At 30.9% G+C, this 25,086-nt stretch carries 19 protein-coding genes, 1 tRNA gene and 1 other RNA gene; 1 reads left to right on the top strand and 20 read right to left on the bottom strand.

The genetic code is table 11. From position 1 onward, the window contains the following. Positions 1-99: 99 nt before the first annotated feature. A tRNA-Leu gene (locus tag BMY79_RS05630) sits at positions 100-184 on the bottom strand. A gap of 442 nt (positions 185-626) precedes the next feature. After that, positions 627-2,501: a putative bifunctional diguanylate cyclase/phosphodiesterase gene (locus BMY79_RS05625; protein ID WP_022748687.1), complete on the bottom strand. Its 1,875-nt coding sequence runs from the start codon at positions 2,499-2,501 to the stop codon at positions 627-629. A gap of 299 nt (positions 2,502-2,800) precedes the next feature. On the opposite strand from BMY79_RS05625, the gene BMY79_RS05620 reads away from it, so the two are divergent. Continuing rightward, positions 2,801-2,989, top strand: coding sequence for a sporulation protein Cse60 (locus BMY79_RS05620; RefSeq protein WP_074730551.1), 189 nt, complete (start codon positions 2,801-2,803; stop codon positions 2,987-2,989). A gap of 166 nt (positions 2,990-3,155) precedes the next feature. On the opposite strand, the gene BMY79_RS05615 is transcribed toward BMY79_RS05620, so the two are convergent. The 18 genes from BMY79_RS05615 to BMY79_RS05530 form a co-directional block, all read right to left on the bottom strand. After that, positions 3,156-5,204, bottom strand: a complete 2,049-nt coding sequence (locus BMY79_RS05615; protein ID WP_074730550.1) for a methyl-accepting chemotaxis protein — start codon at positions 5,202-5,204, stop codon at positions 3,156-3,158. Between the two features lie 47 nt (positions 5,205-5,251). Next, positions 5,252-5,521, bottom strand: a complete 270-nt coding sequence (locus tag BMY79_RS05610; RefSeq protein ID WP_074730549.1) for a hypothetical protein — start codon at positions 5,519-5,521, stop codon at positions 5,252-5,254. 206 nt (positions 5,522-5,727) lie between these two features. Further along, on the bottom strand, positions 5,728-6,000 hold the full coding sequence (locus BMY79_RS05605; protein WP_029067249.1) for a hypothetical protein: 273 nt from the start codon (positions 5,998-6,000) through the stop codon (positions 5,728-5,730). 71 nt (positions 6,001-6,071) lie between these two features. Continuing rightward, positions 6,072-6,824 carry a hypothetical protein gene (locus BMY79_RS05600; RefSeq protein WP_074730548.1) on the bottom strand — a complete coding sequence of 251 codons (753 nt, stop codon included), beginning with the start codon at positions 6,822-6,824 and terminating at the stop codon, positions 6,072-6,074. A 152-nt stretch (positions 6,825-6,976) separates the two neighbouring features. Next, positions 6,977-7,789: a pyrroline-5-carboxylate reductase gene (gene proC / locus BMY79_RS05595; RefSeq protein WP_029067247.1), complete on the bottom strand. Its 813-nt coding sequence runs from the start codon at positions 7,787-7,789 to the stop codon at positions 6,977-6,979. Positions 7,790-7,876: 87 nt separating this feature from the next. Further along, on the bottom strand, positions 7,877-9,106 hold the full coding sequence (gene argJ / locus BMY79_RS05590; RefSeq protein ID WP_081642823.1) for a bifunctional glutamate N-acetyltransferase/amino-acid acetyltransferase ArgJ: 1,230 nt from the start codon (positions 9,104-9,106) through the stop codon (positions 7,877-7,879). A 30-nt stretch (positions 9,107-9,136) separates the two neighbouring features. Further along, positions 9,137-10,003: a DMT family transporter gene (locus BMY79_RS05585; protein WP_027422035.1), complete on the bottom strand. Its 867-nt coding sequence runs from the start codon at positions 10,001-10,003 to the stop codon at positions 9,137-9,139. Between the two features lie 112 nt (positions 10,004-10,115). Then, positions 10,116-12,548, bottom strand: coding sequence for an ATP-binding protein (locus BMY79_RS05580; RefSeq protein WP_022748700.1), 2,433 nt, complete (start codon positions 12,546-12,548; stop codon positions 10,116-10,118). After that, the gene (locus tag BMY79_RS05575) at positions 12,548-13,648 is read right to left on the bottom strand and encodes a metallophosphoesterase family protein (RefSeq protein ID WP_022748701.1); all 1,101 of its coding nucleotides are present in this window, start codon (positions 13,646-13,648) and stop codon (positions 12,548-12,550) included. Before BMY79_RS05575 ends, BMY79_RS05580 begins: the two co-directional genes overlap by 1 nt. Before the next feature lie 79 nt (positions 13,649-13,727). Then, positions 13,728-15,344: an ATP-dependent Clp protease ATP-binding subunit ClpX gene (clpX, locus tag BMY79_RS05570; protein ID WP_083383480.1), complete on the bottom strand. Its 1,617-nt coding sequence runs from the start codon at positions 15,342-15,344 to the stop codon at positions 13,728-13,730. Positions 15,345-15,626: 282 nt separating this feature from the next. After that, positions 15,627-15,971, bottom strand: an RNA gene (rnpB, locus tag BMY79_RS05565) — RNase P RNA component class A. A gap of 62 nt (positions 15,972-16,033) precedes the next feature. Further along, the gene (locus BMY79_RS05560) at positions 16,034-17,698 is read right to left on the bottom strand and encodes a nucleoside kinase (RefSeq protein ID WP_027422032.1); all 1,665 of its coding nucleotides are present in this window, start codon (positions 17,696-17,698) and stop codon (positions 16,034-16,036) included. Beyond that, positions 17,685-18,428 (bottom strand): tRNA (adenine(22)-N(1))-methyltransferase, encoded by a 744-nt coding sequence (locus tag BMY79_RS05555; RefSeq protein ID WP_022748705.1) that lies wholly within the window; start codon positions 18,426-18,428, stop codon positions 17,685-17,687. The genes BMY79_RS05560 and BMY79_RS05555 overlap by 14 nt, the downstream gene beginning before the upstream one ends. A 1-nt stretch (position 18,429) precedes the next feature. Continuing rightward, positions 18,430-19,710 carry an RNA polymerase sigma factor RpoD gene (gene rpoD / locus BMY79_RS05550; protein ID WP_022748707.1) on the bottom strand — a complete coding sequence of 427 codons (1,281 nt, stop codon included), beginning with the start codon at positions 19,708-19,710 and terminating at the stop codon, positions 18,430-18,432. A gap of 48 nt (positions 19,711-19,758) precedes the next feature. Beyond that, positions 19,759-21,537: a DNA primase gene (gene dnaG, locus BMY79_RS05545; RefSeq protein WP_022748708.1), complete on the bottom strand. Its 1,779-nt coding sequence runs from the start codon at positions 21,535-21,537 to the stop codon at positions 19,759-19,761. Between the two features lie 72 nt (positions 21,538-21,609). Next, positions 21,610-22,629, bottom strand: a complete 1,020-nt coding sequence (locus tag BMY79_RS05540; RefSeq protein ID WP_022748709.1) for a deoxyguanosinetriphosphate triphosphohydrolase — start codon at positions 22,627-22,629, stop codon at positions 21,610-21,612. A gap of 95 nt (positions 22,630-22,724) precedes the next feature. Further along, positions 22,725-24,320: a hypothetical protein gene (locus tag BMY79_RS05535; RefSeq protein WP_074730547.1), complete on the bottom strand. Its 1,596-nt coding sequence runs from the start codon at positions 24,318-24,320 to the stop codon at positions 22,725-22,727. A gap of 118 nt (positions 24,321-24,438) precedes the next feature. Next, positions 24,439-25,074, bottom strand: a complete 636-nt coding sequence (locus tag BMY79_RS05530) for an ATP-binding cassette domain-containing protein (RefSeq protein WP_074730546.1) — start codon at positions 25,072-25,074, stop codon at positions 24,439-24,441. Positions 25,075-25,086 lie beyond the last annotated feature (12 nt).

Here is a 25,086-nt window from a genome sequence, read left to right as displayed (position 1 = left end):
CTCTATTTTGCCATTTTCTTTTTTTAGCATATTATAAACTAAATATAATTCAATAAAAAAAATAGCCACTAAACGTTGGCTATCTCTTCTAATACTAAATGCAGAAAATGGGATTTGAACCCACACAGTAAAAAATACTACAGGTACCTGAAACCTGCGCGTCTGCCAATTCCGCCATTTCTGCATATGATATATTTCAATTGTATAGAATAATTCTTTAATTGTCAAATTTTCTGCTTTTTAGACATTATTATATATTGACAATTTTTGCAAATCAAAAAGCGGCTCGAACGAGCCGCTTGAAATGAATTATTCTATTATTATAATTATTGTTCTTTATTCGTAATCATTTGGTTTTTCTATTCCACGTCATATCTAAATAACGATTTTTTTTTTTTAATCATATAAATTCTTATCTGCGTCAACTTGCAGAGTTTATTAATTTCCGATCCATATATATAAACTCCGAACTTATTATAGCTATTCGCTATTATATCACAAAGTTTATATTTAATTGTTCTGTTTTTCATTTAACATCTATCTAATCTTTTATTCAATTGTGAATTTCTTTTATTCAATTGTGAATTTCTATTATTCAGTTGTATTACATGCCTTTACTTAATTACTTAAACAAACGCACGCTGATATTTTGTTGCTAAGATTCTAGGAGTAATAATAGAATCTTGTTTTTTTGTTACACTTTTTTCCAATATTAAATTGTTAGTATCTTTCAGGTTTTTACTTTCTACATTTTTAGCAATAAACGATATCAATCTTTTGTCAAACGGGCTCGGCTTACCTAGATAGTATCCTTGCACCTTGTTACACCCTATCTCTTTTAAATAATCGTATTGCTCTTTTGTTTCAACACCTTCCACTAAAGTATCTATCCCAAGTTTTTTTGCCATCTCTATGATAGAAGCGACAATCTCTTTTGACTTAGGATTTGACTCAAAATCTCGCAGAAAAAGCATGTCGATTTTTAGCACGTCAAAATTATAATCCTTTAGGACATTGAGTGAAGAATATCCACTTCCAAAATCGTCCATCCAAACTTCGTATCCCTTAGTTTGAAAGAATTCAATTTTTTCTTGTAAATCATCTGCATTTTCAGTCAATACACTTTCAGTGATTTCAATATGTAAAAGATGTCTTGGTATATTATTTTTCTTAATTTCAGATTCAATTACGTTTGCTATATCACAAAGTTCAAAATCTAGTCTAGAGAGATTAACAGATACTGGAACATACGGTATCGATAAATCTGCTAATTTTTTTATATCTTTGCATATTCTCTTTATCATATGAATATCTATCTTGTGTATTAATCTGTATTTTTCTAATACTTCAATGTACTCGCCTGGAGATAAAAAACCATATTTTTGATCATTCCATCTAGATAAAGCTTCAAATCCACTTAACTTTCCTGTTTTAGTACTAAATACTGGCTGATAATACACTTTTAATTCATCTCTCTCGATTGCCTTGTCAATATTATCAATAATATATTTTTGCTTTTCTAATACACTTAATAACTCTTCATCAAAAAATCTAACTGATTGATCGAATTGTTTTTTGATGCTGTCACATGCAATTTTAGCTCTATCACATGCTAAACTTACATCAACTTCACCATCCGATATAAGGTAGACTCCTGATTTGATATGGACCATATTGCCATTTGGATAAGATTTGAGATAATCTTCTAAATGTAATAACCTCTCCTCTATGCCTCCTTCTCTAGTAACAATCGCGAAGTGGTCTTGTCCAAAATGGGCAACTAAATCTTCTGAAAATAAGTGTTGTAATGAAGCAGCTATATACCTCAATAATTGATCACCTTTTGAAAAACCATACCTTGCATTGTAAGCTTTAAAGTTATCAATATCTAAATGAACAAAAGCTGTACAGTTATTTTCATAAATATTTTGACATACCACATTAGGAGCTAACTGTCTGAAAAAAAACATATTTGGCAAACTAGTCAGCGGATTTATCTCCCTTGCAAAGCTTGACGCTGTTTTGTCTTTTTGTTTGTGATATTCTTCAATATTCATTACTAAAATGTATGCACACAAGTGATCATTTTCTGATTTGAATAACATATAATTGGCATGTATCCAAATAACTTTTGATTTAACAAGACACTCTAATTCAACTTCATCAAATCTGATTCCCTGTCTGTAACGATTAAATAACACTTGTCTATTAAAAAATAAACTGATTGTTTCTTTACTCGTAAACAGCACTGATTGTTCAACTACAGCCTCTAATATCTGATCATAACCTGCCTTTTTTCCTGGTGCAATTTCTCGTAGCTTATCGAATTGACCAACATGCATTCTAACAAGTTTATTGTCATCTAAATCTACCATAAATATTGCTGAGTTATTGATAAACTCCTGATCTGAATAAAATCCGATTATATCAGAAAATCTTCGGCTCTTTAGCCATTCAATAATAGGTTCTTTAAAAATGACTTCTGTAAAACTCTTTTCCATTATTGCATTGCTTTCTTTCTAACTAACATCTTTAAACATATTTATCTTGTTACACTTTGAGTCTACTTCTTTTTTGTATAAAAATCAATACGTTTCGGCTATATTTAATACTATTTTATAGTCTTTTTACTTTTATAAAATATTTATAAACTCACTGTAATCTTGTTAGAAATTTTTATAAAATATAGTACTAAATTCTTTTTATTTTTTTTATAGTTTAATTTTCTGATAATAATCCGATATAGTATTTAGCAACGGAAGTTCTTGATTTTTATATTAAATATAATGGAGGAAAGTGTATGAAAGTTAAACATTTTAAATTTCAAGATAGTATTCCTTTTTCAGAAATCGAAATGCAGATTAATGCTTTTTTAAATAGCTCCCAGGTTAAAGAAGTTATTGATATTAAATTCAATGTTTCTGTTAGACATTCTGATAGATATACAGCAGATGAAACAGAGACTACTTATTTGATACTATATAAATAGTGTTCTTATGATATTCTTTAAGTTTGGAATTATCTTTTGACATCTTCTTTAAAGGCCTTACAATTTTTAACAATTGTAAGGCCTTTATCTTTATTACTCTAATATCATATCTTAGGTATTTATTCTTTTTTATACTTACTTAAATTTTATACTTACTTAAATCATTCTAAATCTTAAATTTCTTCATACTTGTATCTAAAACATTTGCAATATCTTTTAATTCTTGCGCACTCTTTGCAATATCTTTCATAATAGCGTCAGCCTCAATTACTGCTGCTGAAGTCTGCTCTGTTCCTGCTGCATTTTCTTCCGCAATAGCAGTAAGATTTTGAACTGTATCTATAATATTTCCCCTAGCTTCATCTAATTCTTCAGTCTTCTTACTTATTGCTTTAATACCCTCAACAGAATTCTTTACACCATTCTCAACGCTTTCAAATATTTCTGTTGTTGAAGCAATGTACTTAGACTGTTTATCAATAATTTCTGATACTTCTGACATTGTTCTAACAGACTTATCAGAGTCATCTATCAACTGTTTTACAACCACATCAATTTGTTGTGCAGATGTATTTGATTGATCTGCCAACTGCTGTATTTCAGATGCAACAACCGCAAATCCTTTTCCAGCATCTCCTGCTCTAGCAGCTTCAATTGATGCATTAAGAGAAAGCAAATTAGTTTGATCTGCTATATCCGCAATCAATGTTGCAGCATCTTTAATCTTTGTAGCAGACTCATTTGTTGTCTTTGTTTGTTTTGCAATCATCTTAATTGATTCAATAGTTTTTCTATTAATATCACTTAGGGCCTTCAATGCCTCATTAGCTTTACTATTAGCTTCAGAAATTGTAACTGCACCCTCATTTATATCGTTTACATTTGCCTTTGTTTCTTTAATCATATCACCTATAACAACAACATTGTCAGTTGCTGACTGTGTTTCTGCAGCCTGACTTGTTGCACCATCGGCAATTTCAGAAACAGCATTTTCTATATGTCCAAAAGTTCTCGTTGTTTCATTTGTGTTTTTCTGTAAATCTTCAGAAGCATTAAATAAACTTTCACTTTGATTTTGAATATCACTAATTACACTAACCATTTCCTTCTCCATACTGATTAGCGAATTAGCCATGTCTCCTGTCTCATCATTTCTGTTCTTTACTTTTTCTAATTCATCTACAGAAACAAAATCTAACGCTCCCATTCTATTTAATACCTTTGTTACAGCCTTGATTGGTTGAACTGTTCTTGAAGTAAATACAGAAATAATAACAATTGCGACTATAATAATTAATATTGAAATTGTCAACATGTTTCTAAATAAAAATTTTGAATTTTCTTCAATTTCACTTACAGGAGTTACTGTTACTGTAACCCATAATCTCTCACCTAAATCTACCATTGTAAATACTGCTTTGTTATATTTTCCATCTGATGAATAATAATATGTAGAATTAGTTTTCTTACTAGCAACGCTTTCTTTAAAAGCTTCTACTAAACTCTCATTTATCTTAACCTCACCGTCAGTCTTAGTTAAATCCATTTTTCCAACTCTATCTGGTTTTTGTTTAAATCCAATACACATTCCGGCTTCATCAGCCACATAAACATATCCTGATTTTTTATAGGAATACTTTCCTACTAATTCAGATAAAGTATCAAGATTAATTGTTGCATATACAATACCTACTGTTTTTGAATCTTGTTTCACTGGATAAGCAACTACTATAATTAATTTACCAGTTGTACCTGATGTGAATGGTGCTGTTATATAAGACTTTCCTGTGGATGAAACTGCCTTTACATAATCTCTATCTCCACGTTCCATTTTTTCGCCCTGATCACCTGTAGCATTACCATTCAAATCACTATATGCTATCATAGCTATTCCGCCAATTGTTGCTTTTGCATCTTTCATCATTTGAATTTTATCTTCGATTGATGCTTTTGCAAAATTTTTAGAATTTGCTAAATTCTCGATCAAAATTTTTTTACTACAAATCTCACCTCTAAGCATTACTGCAGCTTCACTACCTACAGCTTTAACATTTGATTCTGCTTCATCATTCATAAACTTACTAGATTCTCTATAGCTTATGTACGAAAGTAATGCAAATCCTACAACTACAATTGGTATCAAAACTCCTAAGAATTTCTTCCTTATACCATACAATAATTTACTTTTTTTCTTTACTGTATTCTTATTATCCACTTCACGAACCTCCCTGCCTGTGATATAAATTTTTCTAAACAACAAGCTTAACTCATACTACGAAGCGCATCAAATTCAGATTCATAAACTCCCCCGCTTTTTTCTAGCTCATCCCACGTATACCAACTTCCACTTAATTGAATTCCTTTTATAGAAATATCAGTAACAAAAACACTTACTGCTCTTTGTTTTTCTCTAAAACAGATCCATACATTTTCGTTAAGTGTAAAAGGAAACATATACGCCCTTTCAAATCTAACCGCATCATTAAATGTTTCGTTGCTTGTTGTGTTTGTTATTTTTTCTGTTCTCTTCATTGCAAATCTCCTTAAAAATATTTATAATTTTGAATTAAATCACTGCTTAACCTACATATACCTGCACTTCTCACATTTATGCTATCGGACATTTTTTTTTTATTGTAAACAAAAAAAACTGTAAGTCTAAAAAATTTATAAATTCTTTAAACTTACAGCTTTTTGCCTAATTTTTATTTGATTTTCAAATTATTTTTTGAAACAAATTATTCTTCACCACAAACTTCTTCATACATCTCAATTAAATGTTCATTATGAATACTTGAATCAACTAATGCTAAAAATGCTGAATCAGTCAAAACCATATCTTTAAATTCGATATTAGTGGTTGGTACAGTTAAAATAGCTAACTTCTGGGTATTCTCTTTACCATATAACCAAGCCTCAAAAAATTCTTCTTCTTTATTTTCTACTACATCAATCAAATATTTATCATCATATTTATATGTTGTAGTAATAATATCTTTTATCTTTTCCATAGCATCTCCCATTCCTTTACCTTTATAATAATATTTTAGCAAAAAAATGTTATTATGCCAACTGAAAATAATTATTTGCTCTTCATCTTAGATGTTTCATTACTCTTTAAAGATGTAACAACCCATTTATTGTTTTTGATTTTTAATTTAAAACGATAAATGTAAGAATCACCTTTAAATCCACTCTTAGAATCATCATATTTGTTTGATACTTTTTCAATATAGTTTGGAAGTAAGTCATTGTAAATCTTTTTGTAAAGACCAGTCTCACCTTCTGTTAAATAAATCTGCTGAACTTCTGCTGCATGATCTGTTCCATATTTTTCACACTCTTCTTTGAACTCATTGATTACAGTTTTGTCTGTTACAACGCTAACAAGTTCTTTATCTGTGAATGCATATTTAACATCATAATCAACTACTGCTGCTTTGTCTTTAATTGTTACTTTCTTAACTTTGTAAGACTTAATCATATCTTTTTGGAATTTTTTCCAAAGGTTAGTTACTTTTGTTTTAATATCATCACCTACATAAGCTTCTGCACCTGCTCCAAGTGATGCATAAAAAGCTTTATCAGCTGTCTCCATGTTAAAGTTTTTGAAATCATTTTTAGCTGATGAATCAATATCTTTAAGAATTGCATCATAATCTGCATTCTGGCAATCTTTAAGAACTGACTCTGTAGCCTCTGTTACAAGCTCTTTATCGCTTTTTTTGCTTCCTTCGATTTGTGACGAATTACCTAATCCCATAAAACTACAGCCTGTTAAACTTGATGCTACTAAAGCTGTCGCTAAAATAGCTGAAACTATCTTTTTTTTCATTTTATTCTCTCCTTTTTCCTATCTTGTTCTATTTGCGTATTATATCACAACTCAAAAATTTATACAAGTTTATTTAATTTTTATTATTTTTTATTTTTTTAATACTTTTTTTATTTTTTTAATAGTTTTTTAATACTTTTTAGTAAAATTTTTTATTTCAAACCATTCGATGCCTCAATACATTTTTCAACAGCTTCAAAAACTGCACTTCTCATGCCTTCTTTTTCTAATGTTTTTACTGCTTGAATTGTTGTGCCTGCTGGTGAACATACCATATCTTTTAATTCACCAGGATGTTTTTTAGTTTCTAGTACCATTTTTGCACTTCCTAACACTGCTTGTGCCGCGAACTCGTATGCTTGCTTTCTAGGCATACCTCCTAAAACTGCAGCATCTGCCATCGCCTCTATAAACATAAATACATATGCTGGTGAACTTCCACTGACTGCAGTTACGACTCCCATCAAATTTTCTGGTACAACTTCTGTTTTAGAAAATCCCATGCACAATTCTTTTACCATATCAATTTCTTCTTTTTGGACATTACAATTTATACATATGCCCATCATTCCTTCTTTTACCATTGAAGGTGTGTTAGGCATAGCACGAATTATTTTTTTATCCTCACCAAGTTTCTTTTCGTAATAGTTAATATCCTTTCCGGCTGCAATACTAATTATTACGGTATCATTTGATACTTCATTTTTTATTTCTTCTAATATTTCATCCATAAATTGTGGTTTTACTGCTAAAAATAAAATATCTGATTTTTGGGCCACTTCAGCGTTGTTACAACAAACCTTTATTCCAAGTTTGTTTTCTTTGTCTAACGCACTTTCCTTAGATTTTACAGCTGCAAAAATATTTTTACTTTCCACTAGTTTTGATTCAAGAATTCCTGAAATCATTGCAGATCCCATATTTCCACAGCCTATAAATCCAATAATTTTGTTTTCAAAACTCATTTTTACACCTCTTTTTATTAAGATTTAATGACTCTAAATATATTTTAAGCTTTTAATTTTTATTTTAATATAATTTATCTTGATTTTTTATGAACGATAATCTCCATTAATTTTGACATATTCATATGTCAAATCACATCCCCAGGCTTTTGCCTCTTCATGACCTTGTTTCAAATCAACGTTTACATAAATTTCATCTTCTTCAAGAATTATTTTTGCTTTTTCTTCCGAAAATTCAACTCCACTTCCGTTTTGACAAACTACAATCTCACCTGCTTTTGATGCTAAAGTCACATCAACTTTATTAATTTCGAATTCGGCATCGGTATATCCTATTGCGCATAAAATTCTTCCCCAATTGGCATCTTCACCGAAAATTGCACATTTAAATAGCGATGAACCAACAACGCTTTTGGCTACTTTTATAGCAATATCTAAGCTACTTGCACCTTTACAAGTACACTCTATCATTTTTGATGCTCCCTCTCCATCTTTTGCAAGCATTTTGGTCAAATTCATAAGTACGTCATACAACGCTTCGCAAAAAATATCAAATTCTTCCCCTTTGCTTGTTATTTTATTATTTTGGGCTAAACCATTTGCCATAACGCAAAGCATGTCATTCGTTGAGGTATCACCATCTACTGTAAGACAATTATATGTAATTTTAACAATCTTATTTAGGGCTTCTTGCAAAAGTGATTCGTCAATCGCTATATCAGTTGTAACAAAATTCAAGGTAGTAGCCATATTAGGATGAATCATTCCACTTCCCTTAGCCATACCTCCGATTGTACAGACTTTACCATCTAATTCAAACTGAATTGCATATTCTTTTTTTATTGTATCTGTTGTCATTATTGCATGAGCTGCTTCAATATTACCGTTTTTCGATAGACCTTTAACAAGATCAGACACATGACTTTTAATAGGCTCAATTGGTAAAACCTGGCCGATTACACCTGTAGACGCAACAATTACTCGTTCTCGTGGAATTTGTAGTTCATCCGCAATTAATTTGCACATTGCTTCTGCTTTTTCTTTTCCATCTGCATTACAAGTATTTGCATTTTTACTATTTACGATTACTGCTTGAGAAATATTATTTGATTTTTTTAGATTTTCCTTTGTAACGATTATAGGAGCTCCCTTTACTTTATTCTGAGTGTATACAGCAGCTGTCTGACACTCTTCTTTTGAAAAAATAATTCCTAAATCGTTTTTTTCTTTAACCGGATTAAGTCCGCAATTTAATCCATTTGCTTCAAATCCTTGCGAAGCACACACTCCGCCTTCTACCTTTTTAAATTTAAACATTTTCATCTAATCTCCTACTCTAACTAAAAATTATTGTGTTTTATTTTCATTTTTTAACACATAATACCATTTATATATTGCACTGCCTATGATTATAACATAACCTGTAATGCTTAGCCAATCTGGTAATTCTCCAAAGAAGAAAAATCCCCACATAGCCGCAAATATAATCTGTGTATAATCATAAACTGAAATTTCTTTTGCTGGTGCCTTAGTATAAGCCGCTGTTATTGTAAATTGTCCTCCTGCTGCGCCTAATCCTGCACCTATCAAAATTAATGTCTGCTGAATTGTCATTGGCTTATAACTAACAATCAAAAATGGTAGTATTGTTAAACATGAAAACATCGAGAAACAAAATACTATAATTGGTCCTCTTTCCCCTTTTTTTCCTAATTTTCTAACAAATGTATATGCAATACCAGCGCCTAACCCTCCAAGTGCTCCAATAAGCGAATAAACCATATTTATATTGCCATTTGGTTTTATTACAAAAAGAGCTCCTATAAAAGCTATAATTACGCAGCTCCACTCAACTTTATTTGCCTTTTCTTTTAAAATTATAAAAGAAAAAATTATTGCAAAAAAAGGTGATAATTTGTTTAAGATATTAGCATCAGCTAATCCTATTTTGTCAATTGCATAAAAGTTACAAATCAATCCTAAGGTTCCACAAAAACATCTTGCAAAAAGATCACCTAAACTGGATTTTTTTATTTTAAATCCTTCTTTGCTTCTAATCAATGTTACAGAGGCTATAATAGCTGCTACTGCATTTCTAAAAAAAGCCTTTTGCATGGTTGGCAGATTTCCTGAAGCACGAACGCAAAGTGTCATTATGGAAAAGAAAAATCCAGCCATAATTATTAATACAATTCCCTGTTTCTTTTGACTCATTTAAACATCCTTTCTAAATTGTTTATTGTTTTGAATAAATTTATTGCTTATATAATTGAAGCATCTATAGCTTTGTTTTTATACAATAACTATAGATGCTTTATTATAAAACCTATCGTGGCATACGACAACTATGACAAGTAAAGTAAATCACTTGATATTCTTGACTTATCATATTTAATAAATCATTTGCTTTCTCTAATTTATCCTCATCTAAATTAACAAATGGATCGTCTAAAATTAAGAATGATTTATCTAATGGGAACATTGCCTCAACAAGTGCTAGTCTCATGCAAACACCTACTAAGTCCTTATATCCCGCTGATAACCAATCAACTTCTCTATATACACCCTCTTGTTTCATTTTGATAGATATATTAGCGTCTAACTGCCAGTTTTCTTTATCTTCACCTGTTATATGCTGATAATATTTTTTAAATGCGTTATCAACTGGTGTTTTATATCTTGATGTAAATTGTTCTTTTGCCTGTGTTAAAAATTCAATTGTCTTTTCAACAACATTATAATACTCTTGCTCTTTTTCTTGTTCTTTTTCAAGAGTATCAAGTAACTCTAATTTTTCGTCTCTTTCGTCAAGCTGATCTGACAAATCATTCATATGACGATTATATTTTTCAATATCATCTCTAATTTCATTTAAATTAGCATCAATCTCATCAATTCGTCTGTTTAATTCTTCTAAACTGTGATTGATCTTAAATTCTGCTGCAAGATCTTCATCATCATGAGCTTCTTTGAATACTTTTCTAGCTTTTTTTGCATTTTCCATTGCATCTTTAGCTAATTTATACTCAGTAACTTTATTTGTTAAAAATGAGATTTTTTCTGTATAATCTTCTGGTGTATTATCAAGTTCTTCAAAATACTGACGTAAATAATCATAGATTCTTCTATTTAAAATTTCATAATCACGTCTTGCGTTATGATATGTTACATCTTTTTGATGTAAATCATCATAAGTTTCTTTTAAACCTCTTAATTCATAAAGCATTGTTTGATATTTTTCTTCACTTTCAACGCCTAATTCGTAACTAAATAAAAACGCACTAATCTCTTTGTTAATAGATGCAATTTTATTTTCCATTTCTTCAATTTTGATTCTTAATGCAGAAAGTGAGCGCATTTCTCTATCATCTTCATCACGTTTGTTTTGCATGTATCTTGCTAAATCAATTTCTGCAGAACGTTTTTGTTTCTTTGCTGTTAACATAAATACAACTGCAAAAATCATAGCAATAATTGCTACTGCAATAAATGGTGTAAATACTGATTTTTTAGACACATTTACTACTGCAAAAATCAAGAATACAACTGCTATTACAGCTGAAACAACTGCAGCAAAAAATACATTTTTACCTGCACTTTCTACTTTTGGAATATTTTGATTACGTTTTGCCTCATTTGTCTGGAATAAATTTTCTAAATTAGTAAGTTCAACTCTACTATCTGAAAGCTGTGCCTTTAACTTTCTTGTTTCTTCGATTGACTCAATATTGCCGGCAATAGCTTCAAATAACATAGCTTCATCAGCAGCACCGTTATTTAAACGTTCTCCTAATTCATCATATGTTTTTTGTTCTTCATTAGATAATTTATATACATCAGCACTTTGTCCTTGTTTTACTAAATCATGGACATCTGAAGTAAGTTTAGCAATTTCTTCATCAGTTAGACATTCATGTTCAAAGAAATTATCAACCTCTTCAAAGGCTTTTGTTTTTTCATCTTCAATATCACACAATTGCTTGTAGTTATTTTGCTCTGCAATTTTAGTTCCTGCCTCACTTACATATTTTTGTTCTTCTGTAAGTTTTGCACGTTCTTTTTCTAAAAGAATACGTTTGTTTTGCTGATCTTCCATTAAAGTTGCAACTTTTTTGTATTCTGCTTCTCTACTTTCTAATTCTCTTAATTCAATTCTTAGAGTATCAATTTGATCTTTACGTTTTCTAATTGATCCAGTTTTTCTAGTTGGCGATAATTTATTTACAACATCTTTTAATTTTTTTTGTGCATTTTCGTAGTTATTAATATCATTTGTACTTTCTACTACATTACCTAACTTAGCATTAATTTGATCTGAAGTTGAAAAATTACAATCATTTTGTCCAATAAAAATACTCTTTGCGAAAGAATTTCTATCTAAATCAAATAATTCATCACCAAGATGTTTTGTAAAACAATCGACTTCCATGTTAGTATTCATATCATAAATATGAAATTCGTCTGTTTTTTCAGTATTTCCGAACTTTCTAACTACTTTGTAGATTTTATCCTGATGCTCAAACTCTAACTCTCCACCGTAATTTCCACCTTGCCAAGGTTTGTAAATATTTCTTTCTTTTTCGAAAGCGCCTTTTTCCTTTTTATTATCAAAACCATATAACATTGCTTTTAAAAAGGCCGCAAATGTACTCTTTCCGCTTCCATTTTCACCATTAAATACATTTAATGATTTATTGAAACTATAATCTTTATCTTGCAATTTACCAAAATTATCAATGTGGCATTTAATTAATCTCATTATAAGTCCTCCCCAAGTAATGCTTTTATGCCACATTTAATAATGGCATTTTTGTCTTTATCATCAAATTCGTTTTCATCTGAGTTTAAGACTAATCTAATAAATTCACCTTTAAGTGATCTATCTCTTTCATAGTCTTGATATTTTACTGTTTGGGAAGTTCCATCTACAACTTTTACAGTGTAGAATTTACCTTCTAATTTGCCTTCAATAATTCTAGTATTAATATCACTTTCAACATCAACTGTACCTGTTAATGTGATTTTTACCATTGAAGTCTCTGTGTATTCCTTACGTCTTAAAGAATCTTCTACTTTAACTAACGCTTCAATAGTTGTATATACACCCGAAATATCCACTTCTAAATGATGAACATTTCTCTTTGCAAATGGTACAAATTGTGTATTTGCTTCTTTTGTTTCTTCATCGATTTCTAATAAAACAAAACCTTTTTTACCACATTCGTCGAAACCGCGTCCTTCTAAACAACCTGGGTAACAATATCTTCCTCTTGCATCTAAATCATCTTCTTCATATGAATGAATATGACCTAATGCTAAATAATCAATATTTCTACCTCTTAAATTATCAAGGTTAACATTAAAGTCTCTTGGGCTTCCTTCTCCCTCTCTAATCTGTCCGTGTAAAGTCACAATGTTAAATTTTTCAGGATTTAATTTCAAATCATTATATACAGAGTATTGATTATCATCTGATAATTCAAGTCCTGTAATCACGATATCTCCATACTCATATGCTCTCCACTCTTTATTAGAGAATAATTTTAGGTTAGCTGGTAAATCTTCTAAATTTGAAAGGAAGTTATCATGATCATGATTTCCTTTTAAATAAATGAAATCAATGTCTGGATATCCTAAAATTGCTTCTTTTACAACATTTCTTGCTGTTGCCGAAATGTTTCTTGTATCAAATAAATCACCTGCTATTAAAATAGCTTTAACTTCATTTTGTTTTGCATAATCCACCATTTTGGAAAATGTATTTAGTAATTCATCTCTGCGCTCTTTAGCTTGTTCATTAGTAAGATTTGTAGTCATCTTAGAGTCTAGATGAATGTCTGCACAATGTATAATTTTCAATTTTACAACTCCTTTATATAAATCTTAATGTATGTCTTGCTTGTCTGTTTTTGGGTCTAAATTTCAAACTCAAAAAAATCTAATTTTCTCTAAGAGAAATAACTGGGCCACCTTTGTTCTCAATATAATCTCTTGTTATTGTCACTTTACCAATTTGATCATCCTTTGGAATTTCAAACATTATATCAAGCATAAATTTTTCAATAATTGCTCTTAACGCTCTTGCACCAACTTTCTTCTCCTTAGCTTTTTGAGCAATACAACGTAGCGCATCTTCTTCAAATTCTAGCTTAACCTCATCCATATCAAGCAATTTAATATATTGCTTAATAATAGCATTTTTTGGTTCTGACAATATTTTAACCAACATATCTTCTGTTAAAGCTTCTAGAGAAAAAAGAATAGGTAAACGTCCAATAAACTCTGGAATCATACCAAAATTTCTAACATCTTCTACTGTAACTTTTTGTAAAATATTATCATCTTTATCGTATTTATCTTTTAAATCAGCATGGAATCCAATCGATGCCTGCTTATTTAATCTTTCTTTAATAATGTCTTCTATTCCTGGGAAAGCACCACCACAAATAAATAGAATATCTTTTGTATTTATCATTGTCATTGGTACCATCGCATTTTTACTAGTTGCACCAACTGGGACTTCTACCTCAGCTCCTTCTAGAAGTTTTAGCATTCCCTGTTGAACAGACTCTCCACTTACATCTCTTTGGTTAGTATTCTTTTTCTTTGCAATCTTATCAATTTCATCTACAAAAATAATACCATGTTCTGCCCTTTCTACATCATTGTCTGCCGCTGCAAGTAATTTACTTACAACACTTTCAATGTCATCACCGATATAACCAGCCTCTGTAAGAGATGTTGCATCTGTAATAGCTAATGGTACATCTAATAACTTAGCTAATGTCTTAACTAAATATGTTTTACCCGAACCTGTTGGTCCAATCATTAACATATTAGATTTTTCGATTTCTATACCGTCATCTATTTTATTTTTATCATCCATAACTCTTTTATAATGATTATAAACAGCTACAGACATTACCTTTTTAGCATAATCTTGTCCAACTACATATTCATCTAATTTTTCTTTAATTTTATGTGGTGCTGGAATAGAATTAATGTCTAAAACAGGTTTTTCTTTTTTTACTTCTTTGGTGCGTTTTTTTAATCTCTGACTTTTAGGTACATCAGATTTTAAATCACTTAGATTCAAAAAGCTAACACCTGGAATATCTGAAAACTCTCCATATTTTAAAAACGGATCATCCATTCTATTAGGTGTAGTCTTCATCATATCTAAAGTTCTTTGCATACAATCAGTACATAAACTAAAAGCGTTTGGAATATGTAATAACTTACCAACTACACTTTCTGGCCTACGACAAAATGAACATACTTCTTCATAATCATCATCATCTTTATCTTTATCTTGATTATCATTCTGATTGTTCTTGACATTTTTATCCGAATGATTATCTATTGCCCCGTCAGTTTCGTACTTGTCACTATCAATATCTTTATTATTTTTTTCAAAAGAATCCTGATTAACATTATTCTTTTGAGAATCAACATCTATATTTTTTTCAAATTCTGTATTATTACTCGAATTGAGTTTAGAATTATCATTTTGATCAATGCTATCCGAATCTACTTCTCTATAATCTTCTCTCATCTTAACCACCTTTCCCTATTTTATTTATATTAACCTATTAAATTTTTAATTACTCAATATTTGCATATCTTTTCTTTAAAAATGCATACATTCAGTAAATCTATATTAAATCTCAATTTAATAAATCATATTGTCTTTATAATGTCTAATTTGTTACAACATTTAACTGCATAACAAACCTATACTATCATATTATAATTCGTAATGTAAAATAAAACAACACAAAATAAAAAATGGTTAGGAAAACCCAACCATTTTTAAATATTCAAATCAATTATAATGTAACTTAGCAGAACGATAAGCCGGGTTATGTCGTGGATGATCATCTATCTAGGATAACTGTTACCAATTACCTCAAGCAACCTACCTTAAGCTAGCGGGCCACGTCAACGCTTATATTCGGTTTTGCTTCAAATGGGGTTTACATGTGCCCATCTTGTTACCAAAATGGCGGTAGTCTCTTACACTGCCTTTCCACCCTTACCACTAATGTGGCGGTTTATTTCTGTTGCACTGTCCTGAGGGTTTCCCCTACCGGCCGTTAACCGGCATCCTGCCCTATGAAGCCCGGACTTTCCTCACCTGCGACCTTTCGGTACTAGCAGCTGCGATCACCTGTCCTGCATATTAACGTTTTAATTATACTCTTCTTTTGGTATTTTTTCAAGTACAATTTCTCTTAATATAATCTAAACATTAAAACAGCTTCCACCTATAAACTCACGTAACAAAGAATTTTTATTTACGCTATCAGCAGGTAAAGGCACTACGTAATCTAATAGTTTAAGTAATCTTTTTGCTTCAAAATATTCTGGACAATCTCTTGGAATTCCAAATAAAAGAGGTTCTGCATAAACTTTTAATACAGCAATTTCATAAACTAATGCTGAATTAAACATAACGTCTGCATTTTCCTGGAATGGGAAGATATATTTTTCTTCACCTCTTCTTACGGATTTCCACATTGCTATTGTCTCTCTTGCTGTTGTATTTCTTGTTCTAGCATCTCTTACGATTCTTCGAAGCAATCTTCCATCTGTTGTTGGTAAAGGATTTAATTCATCAATAGCAAGATGAGTTAATGCTGATATATATATTTTGAATTTACTTTCTATTGGTAAAGAATATGAAAGTCGATCATCTAATCCGTGTATACCTTCTATAACAAGAACATCATTTTCGCCTAATTTTAATGTATTACCTCTATACTCTCTCTTACCTGTTTTAAAATTAAATGTTGGCATCATGACTTCCTCGCCATTTAATAAAGCTATCATATCCTCATTAAACTTATCTATGTCTAAAGCTTCTAAACATTCAAAATCGTAATTTCCATTTTCATCCTTTGGCGTATCTACTCTATCAACATAGTAATCATCTAAACCTATTGGATGAGGTGTTATTCCTTTTGCCGATAATTGTATTGATAAACGGTGTGAAAAAGATGTTTTTCCTGATGAGGATGGTCCTGCTATCATAATAAATTTTTTTCTACGATCTTCACTTATTGTAGAAGCTATTTTTCCAATTCTTTCTTCCATCAAAGCTTCTTGTACTAAAATAATATCTTCTCCACGACCATTAGAAATTTCATCATTAAGCGAGCCAATAGTACCAAATCCTAACATATTACTCCACTGTTTCGAAGCTTTCATAACAGAAAATAATTTATCATAAGGTTCGAATTTTTCAATTTCTGTACTATGTGGTCCTGGCAATTGCAAAATAAAGCCCTCTTTATATGGAATCAAATCAAAATACTTCAAGAAACTTGTATTAGGCACCATGTATCCATATGAATAATCTTTCATGCCATCTAAATCATATATATTAACCCTTGATGAACGTCTGTAATGTAATAATCTCTCCTTATCCGTCATTTGAATATTCTTAAAAAGCTCTTCTGCTTCAACGCTTTTTAGAGATTCTTTTTTAATCGGAATACATTGTTTACATACTTTTTTCATCTCTGTTTTTAATTTATCTAAATTTTCTTGTGTTGGTTTTTCATGCGTGAACACACAATACAGACCTTTACCTAATGAATAACAAACTCGAACTTTATTATTTTTGATTCCCCAGATATTATCTATGGACTTTTGCATCAAAAAAACGACGCCTCTTTCATACGTACGTCTACCGTCTTTATCTTCAATTGTTAAAAAGGAGATTGTTGAATCTCCTTTTATTTCTTTTGCAAGTTCTCGCAACCTACCATTGCATATTGCTAACATAATAGGTCTTGAAAACTTATCTTGAAATTTTTGTGCTAATTCTAATAATGTTGTGTTTTTATTTAATGTCACTCTTTCTTCTCCGTTAGAAAGCTTGACAACTACATTAATTTCCTGCATTCTTTATCGCCCCCAAAATTGAATATGCAGATTCATTATAGTGTATTTCTCGTGACACTTCTTGTTTTCTCTTTCTAACTGATTCAGAATCCTGCTGTAAAACTAAGGATTGTAATATAAATGTCAATTTTCTATACTGATGAACCAAAAATTTTCTTAAAACCGGATTACCATTTTTAAGAAGTAATGGTCCGTAGATATCACATGTAGTGATTACATTTTCATTTTTGTCTAACCAAAAGTCATCTTGATCAACCGGAATCGCTTTGATGATTGGATAATATTTTCCATCCTCCAAAATCATATCCTCATCAACAATTTTATAACGATTTACTCTGAGGTATTGTCTTACTTTTCTAACCTCTGATTGTGGCTGTAGAATAAGTTCTTTCGCATTGCGACATATCTCTTCGCCTTCTGTCAAAATATGTATTGTAAGCTCGCCACCCATTCCTGCAATCAAAATACTATCAACTTCGTTTACTTTTAATGCTTCAACACCATCAGAAATACGTGTTTCGATAGAATCTTGCATTCCGTATAAATTAATATTTTCATTTGCTCTCTTTAGTGGTCCCTCATTTATGTCAACCGCAATAGCTTTTGGTATTTTTTCTCTTTGTATAAGAGCAATTGGAACATATCCATGATCTGTTCCAACATCTGCTAAAATATTACCAGGCGTAACCATAGCAGCAACTGCTCTCATACGTTTTGACAACTTTAACATTTTACTCTAAATAATCCTTTAATTTACGGCTTCTGCTAGGATGACGCAGTTTTCTTAAAGCTTTTGCTTCAATTTGTCTTATACGTTCTCTTGTAACATTGAACTCTTTACCTACCTCTTCTAGAGTTCTCGCACGTCCATCTTCTAGTCCGAAACGTAAAGTCAAAACTTTTTGTTCTCTTTCAGTTAAAGTTCCAAGAACTTCTCCTAATTGTTCTTTAAGTAATGTAAATGCTGCTGCCTCTGCTGGAACAGGTACATTTTCATCACGGATGAAGTCTCCAAGATGTGAATCTTCTTCTTCACCAATAGGAGTTTCAAGAGATACTGGCTCTTGTGAAATCTTCAAGATTTCTCTAACTCTTTCTACTGGCATATTTAATTCTTTTGCAATTTCTTCAGGAGATGGTTCTCTTCCTAATTCCTGAAGAAGCTGTCTTGATACTCTAATAAGTTTATTAATAGTCTCTACCATATGTACTGGAATTCTGATTGTTCTTGCCTGATCAGCAATAGCTCTTGTAATAGCTTGACGAATCCACCATGTTGCATATGTTGAAAATTTATATCCTTTATTATAATCAAACTTTTCTACTGCTTTGATAAGACCAAGATTTCCCTCTTGAATCAAATCAAGGAAAAGCATTCCTCTACCAACATATCTTTTAGCAATACTTACTACTAATCTAAGGTTGGCTTCAGCTAATCTCTTCTTAGCATCAGAACCTCTATCTACAGCTAACTGTAAAGGCTTAATTTTTTCTCTAAGTTCTATTTTGTCTACATCTAATTCTGCTTCAAAAAGTTGTTTCTTAAGTTCTTTTAATGGTTCAATTGCTGCCTGTCCATCTTCCATTCTTTTGGCTAATTGAATTTCTTCATCAGCTGTTAAAAGTGGAACTTTACCAATCTCTTTTAAATACATACGAACTGGATCTTCAACGCTTACACCTTCTGGAATAGATAAATCGAGATTTTCCATCTCAACATCATCTTCATCACTACTTAAAAGTGCATCATCATCAATGTCATATGCGTCAGTATCACCATCATGTGTTCTTAATACGTCGATACCGTTTTTTTCTAAATAATCAAGTACAAGTTCAAATTTATCAGCATCTAGTTGCATATCTTCAAAGAAATCACTAATCTCATTATATTCTAAGATGTTATTCTTTCTTTTAGCCAAGCTTTTCAATTCTTGAAGTCTTTTTTGAAAATCTTCAATCATTTCTGGGGTTAAAGCTTTTGAATTCTTTTTTGCTACTTTTTTGTTTGCCATTATTAACTTCCTCTCAACTTTCTTTTCGCCTTAAAAGTAAATTTAACTTTAAAGACTAAATTGCATTTTTTCTATATTTTCAAGTTCTTTTTTGTCATTAATAACTTCCATCAATCCTTTTAGATCTGTTGGGTCTAATGCATTAGAACGTACTGAAATACTATTTTGCTTTATTCTTATTACTGTCTCTTTTAATGCCTTTTCCTTATCACTTTTTGAAGATAATTTTTGAATTTTAGCATTAAAAAGTGATGCAACCTCACGTTGTTCTTCTTCACTATCAAACATACTTATAATTCTAGCGGCGTTAACTACACCACTTTCTTCGTATTGACTAAACACTTCAGTTGCGACCTTTAGATAAAGCTCTTGGGTAAAATCACTTGGACTTATATATTTTTTAATAATAGGGTATAACTTTTCATCTTCAATAAGCCAAGTAAGCATAAGTTTTTGGGATTGTCTCATGCCATCTTCTCTTTGTTTTTTTACTGTGTGGCTATTTCTAATCTCTTGTGGCCTCTTATAGCCACCAAGCTTTATTGCCATATTTACAACCATTTTTCTTAAATCTTCATAAGAAATATGGTATTTTTTAGCTACTGCTTCTATGTAATTGTTTCTTTCTAATTCTTCTGAAAAGCCTAATAACTTCTTTGCAACCTCTTGGAAAAACTTAGTCTTTCCATCTGGATCATTTAAATCAAAGTTATCTTGAAGAATTCTAATTTCAAACATGAAACTATTTTCTGCCTGTTGAATCCTCTTTTCGTATTCTTCAGCTCCAAGATTTTTAATAAATTCATCTGGATCTTTATATGGTTTCATATTGATAACTTTTGTGGTAATTCCAACTTCATTCAAAATTGGAATTGCTCTAAGAGCAGCTTTAACTCCTGCCCCATCACTATCGTACGTAAGATAAACTGCCTTAGTATATCTTTTTAACAAACTTGCATGTCCACTCGTTAATGCAGTTCCTAGTGATGCAACTGCATTATCAAAACCAGCCTGATGTAATGAAATAACATCCATATAGCCTTCACATAACAATAAATATTCTCGTCTACTTGCTCTAGCAAAATTTAAGCCGTACAAATTTCGTCCTTTATCAAAAACCTTTGTTTCTGGTGAATTAAGATATTTAGGTTCACCATCTCCCATAACACGCCCACCAAAGCCAATAACTTTGTTGTGCGCATCCATAATAGGAAACATAGCTCTATTCCAAAATCTGTCATAAACACCTTTAGATTCTTTGATAGTAATTAAACCAGATTGTCTTAGAATTTCATCATCATATCCTTTTTGTTTCAAATATCTGTACAAATCGTCGCTATATTGGTCCGAATATCCAAGTCCAAACTTACGCATTGTTTCAGGTGATAATTGCCTTTTTTCAAAATATTTACTAGCCATCTCACCTCTTGGGGAACGAAGTAGCGTATAAAAATACTTAGCCGCTTCTTTATTTATTTCAAGCAATACAGCCTTCTCATTTGCCTTCATCTTTTGTTCGGCAGTCATTTCATATTGAGGCAATGTTATATTTGCCCTTTCTGCGAGATATTCCATGGACTCCTTAAATGAAAAGTTCTCATATTGCATTAAAAACGTAAAAACATTACCGCCTGCTCCACAACCAAAGCAATAATACATCTGCTTATTAGGAGAAACTGAAAAAGATCCTGTTTTTTCGTTGTGGAACGGACACAAGCCAAAATAGGAACTACCCTTCTTTTTTAATCTAACGTAATTACCTATTACATCAACTATGTCATTACTTTGTCTTACTTCTTCTATTAAATCATCTGAATAAAACGGCATCTAAGTCCTCCTTCCTGCAAAAAAATCACGTCAGCACCGTTTTTTCACGTTATTTTTACTAACATTACACTTTTAACTATCGCCAACTTGCCATTCTTTCGGCAAAAAATGACTACTAAATGTGCTAATTGCAAATTGATCGGTCATTCCTGCGATGTAATCACAAACTACCCTGCCTTTTTTAGTACCATCTTCTAACATATCTAAATACTTCTTTGGCAATTGTTCTATATGATTACCTTCCATATAGTAGTAGTAGAGTTGCTCTAAAAGTGCCATTGCTTTTCCTTCTTCTCTTTTTGCAACCGGATTAGTATACACATTTTTAAACATAAATTTTCTTAAGTCAAACAGAGCCTCATTTGTCTCTTTTGACAACACAATATCATCCCTATCCATACTATTAATTATAATATCATGAATAAGATGATCTAAACGACTTTTAGTATCATATCCCAAAGTCTTTCGGATTTCAAGAGGTATATCATCTTCGCACAAAATTTTTGCACGTATTGCATCATCAAAATCCGAATTAACATATGCAATTTTATCTGACAATCTAACAATCTTACCTTCTAAAGTATGAGGTTTAGTATGCGTTTGATGGTTTAAAATACCATCTCTAACCTCCCAAGTTAGATTCAATCCTTTGCCTGATTTCTCAAGTTTATCCACTATCCTTAGACTTTGAACATTATGTTCAAAACCACCTTCATATACCTTATTTAAAACGAACTCTCCCGCATGTCCAAAAGGCGTATGTCCTAAATCATGTCCTAGTGCTATCGCCTCAACTAAATCTTCATTTAATCTGAGAGCTTTTGCAATCGTTCTAGCATTTTGAGATACCTCTAAGGTATGTGATAATCTTGTTCTATAATGATCGCCCTTTGGGGTAAGAAAAACTTGTGTTTTATTTTTTAATCTTCTAAAAGATTTACTGTGAAGTATTCTATCTCTATCTCTTTGAAAAACAGGACGAATATCACATTGTTCTTCTTGAACTAGACGACCTTTAGAATTAATACTTAAGCATGCAAATTGACTTAAGTTCTCTTTTTCCATCTTTTCTATTTGTTCTCGAATAGTCATTTTTACAACTCCTTCTTCAAAAAACGCTTTAGAGAACAACCTACACTATTAATATTCTATACTAAAATGCCATTTCCTTTTTTTCTTGAAAAAAATTATTTTTTTATTGTTTTCAATGGCTGATTAATGTTGCCTCCTAAAATATCTAAAAGTTCCTTTAATTCAATTCCTGTTATTTGATTTTTATAATTTCCAAAGTAGAATTTATTATTTTTCACCAAAATACATCCTACCCAGTTTCCATTTACTATTTCGGATCCATTTACACTTTTACTTTCTTGATAGCTTCTTATAGTAAAATATGTATCATAGCTTTTAAAATCATTGGGATTGTATTTAATTTTACCAAATCTTTCAACTAGTCTTTCAACAAAACCTTTCTCGATGATCGTATATCCTGTTTTGTCTGCACCATAGCTAGTTTCATTTATCCAGTCTTCATCCCACAAGACAAAAACCTTATCTTGCTTATAAAATGCCTCTTTTTCAACTTTATCAACTCGTTTATATGAATTATAATCAGCCCCACTCATCTCTAAGCAGTACTTATATTTCGGATCGTCATTCATGTTTTTGTATAACATGTTTCCAATTGTCAACTTATATAACTGTGTTTGGCAATTTTGGCCTTTATATCCTAAATATCCAAGAGGTTTGCCTCCATTTTTGTCAAAATTAAAGGTCTCATCTATAGGAACATAAATTTTATTCTTATAGCAAATTGGTCCAAAAGCTTTATCATTCGTCAAGCATTCTGCCACTTTAACATAAGAAACACCTTCTTCGTCTTGAATGTTGTATTTTATTATTTTACCAATTTTTACCAAACCAACGCCTAAGCAAAAAATAGCAAATAATACACTAACAGTAATTTTTAGTTTTTTAATTTTATGTGCTTTTTTCTCTTCTTGACTCAGTTCAATATACTCTTTTATTTTTTTTAGTTTTTTATTCGAGGTATTAACCTTACTAGGAGCATATATCACATGACTTATTTTTCTTACAAGCAGAACAATAAGTGCAAGACCTATGCCCATCAAACCTATTATTCCTGTTGCCACAAGTCGTCTTGGCATATGACATACAAGCATATAATCTAATAATGTTTTAATATGCATTCTTCGATTCTTCTGTGGTAAAAAGCTTCCACATGTCACAATTATAACTTTACATACAACATAAAATATTCCACTATCAATCAATAAATACAACATAAAAAATCTTTTTGTTTTTATTACTACAAGCGGAAAAAGTGATATTGCAAATGCTGCCACAATAATCCATGCTATAAAATACGCCCATCTTTCAAACAACGAGCTACCATAAATTGAATCAATATACTCGCCTGGGGACATTCCATTTAGGTTCGACCATCCAATCATTCGTGAAGCAACTACCATTATTTTTACAATTCCCCACGAAACCATAAAAATTAATATATAGCCACACAAAATATAATCAACTTCTTTTCGACTACCTATCGGAAGCGTATGGCAAATGTTACTTTTAGACTTTGCCACAAGTCTCATTATATAGTAAGAAAGTAATATTCCTGACCATATTGGTAGACCTCCCATTCCTCCTATTAATTCATTCGAAAAAATCATACAATAAATTGCAAGTAACAACGAAACTATTGCATGAATTTCCGTTTCTTCTCCTCTTCCTTTTAACTGAAAATATCTAAGCATAATATTCTTCCTCTAAAATTATCTCTGTTATCACTATATCTAATACTATCTCATAGTACTTGTCTAATAACTTCTTGTAGCACTATTCTAATACAATCTTATAGCATTATCTTTAATTCTAACTCATTTTTGAATTCAACTCAAATATGCGATCTGCCAATTGCTTTATAGCATCTTTATCGCTTGTCAAAAATAAAATAGCTAATTTTTTCTTTAATATTGCTTCTTTAATCAAATTATTTATTTGGTTTATTTTATCTTTTTCTATTCCTATTTTCAAATCATCTAAAACGAGAATTTGTGTGTTTCGATTTAAGGCTATCAAAAGTGACAAAACCTTTAAATCACTCTTAGAATAATTTTTTAATCTAGTTTTAAAATCTAGTTTTTCTCTTTTAGCATCAAGCAAAAAATTTTCAAAATCAAAATTTTTGTCTAATTTTTTGATTGCCTTAGCTAATGTTTCTATCTTCAAATTTAGATTAAAATTAGGTGTGTCATATATAATAGATATTTTCTCTTTTATCAAAATCTCGTCATCTCTCATACTTTGCCCAAAATATAAAATCTCTCCATATTCTGGCTCTAAGGCATTACCAATTAGCATCGCAAGTGTTGTCTTTCCCATACCAGGCGAAGCATAAACTCCTAGCACCTCATTCGAATCAACATACAAATTTAAATCTTTAATTGAAAAATATCCTTTACTATAGTAAAGATTCTTAATTTCTAAAGCATGTGAAGTACTTGACATACCTTACCTCCT

It is taken from the genome of Lachnobacterium bovis (genome assembly GCF_900111325.1).
GTDB lineage: Bacteria > Bacillota > Clostridia > Lachnospirales > Lachnospiraceae > Roseburia > Roseburia bovis_A.
Note: the sequence above shows the minus strand (reverse complement) of the source record. Positions and strands in the feature narration are given on the sequence as shown.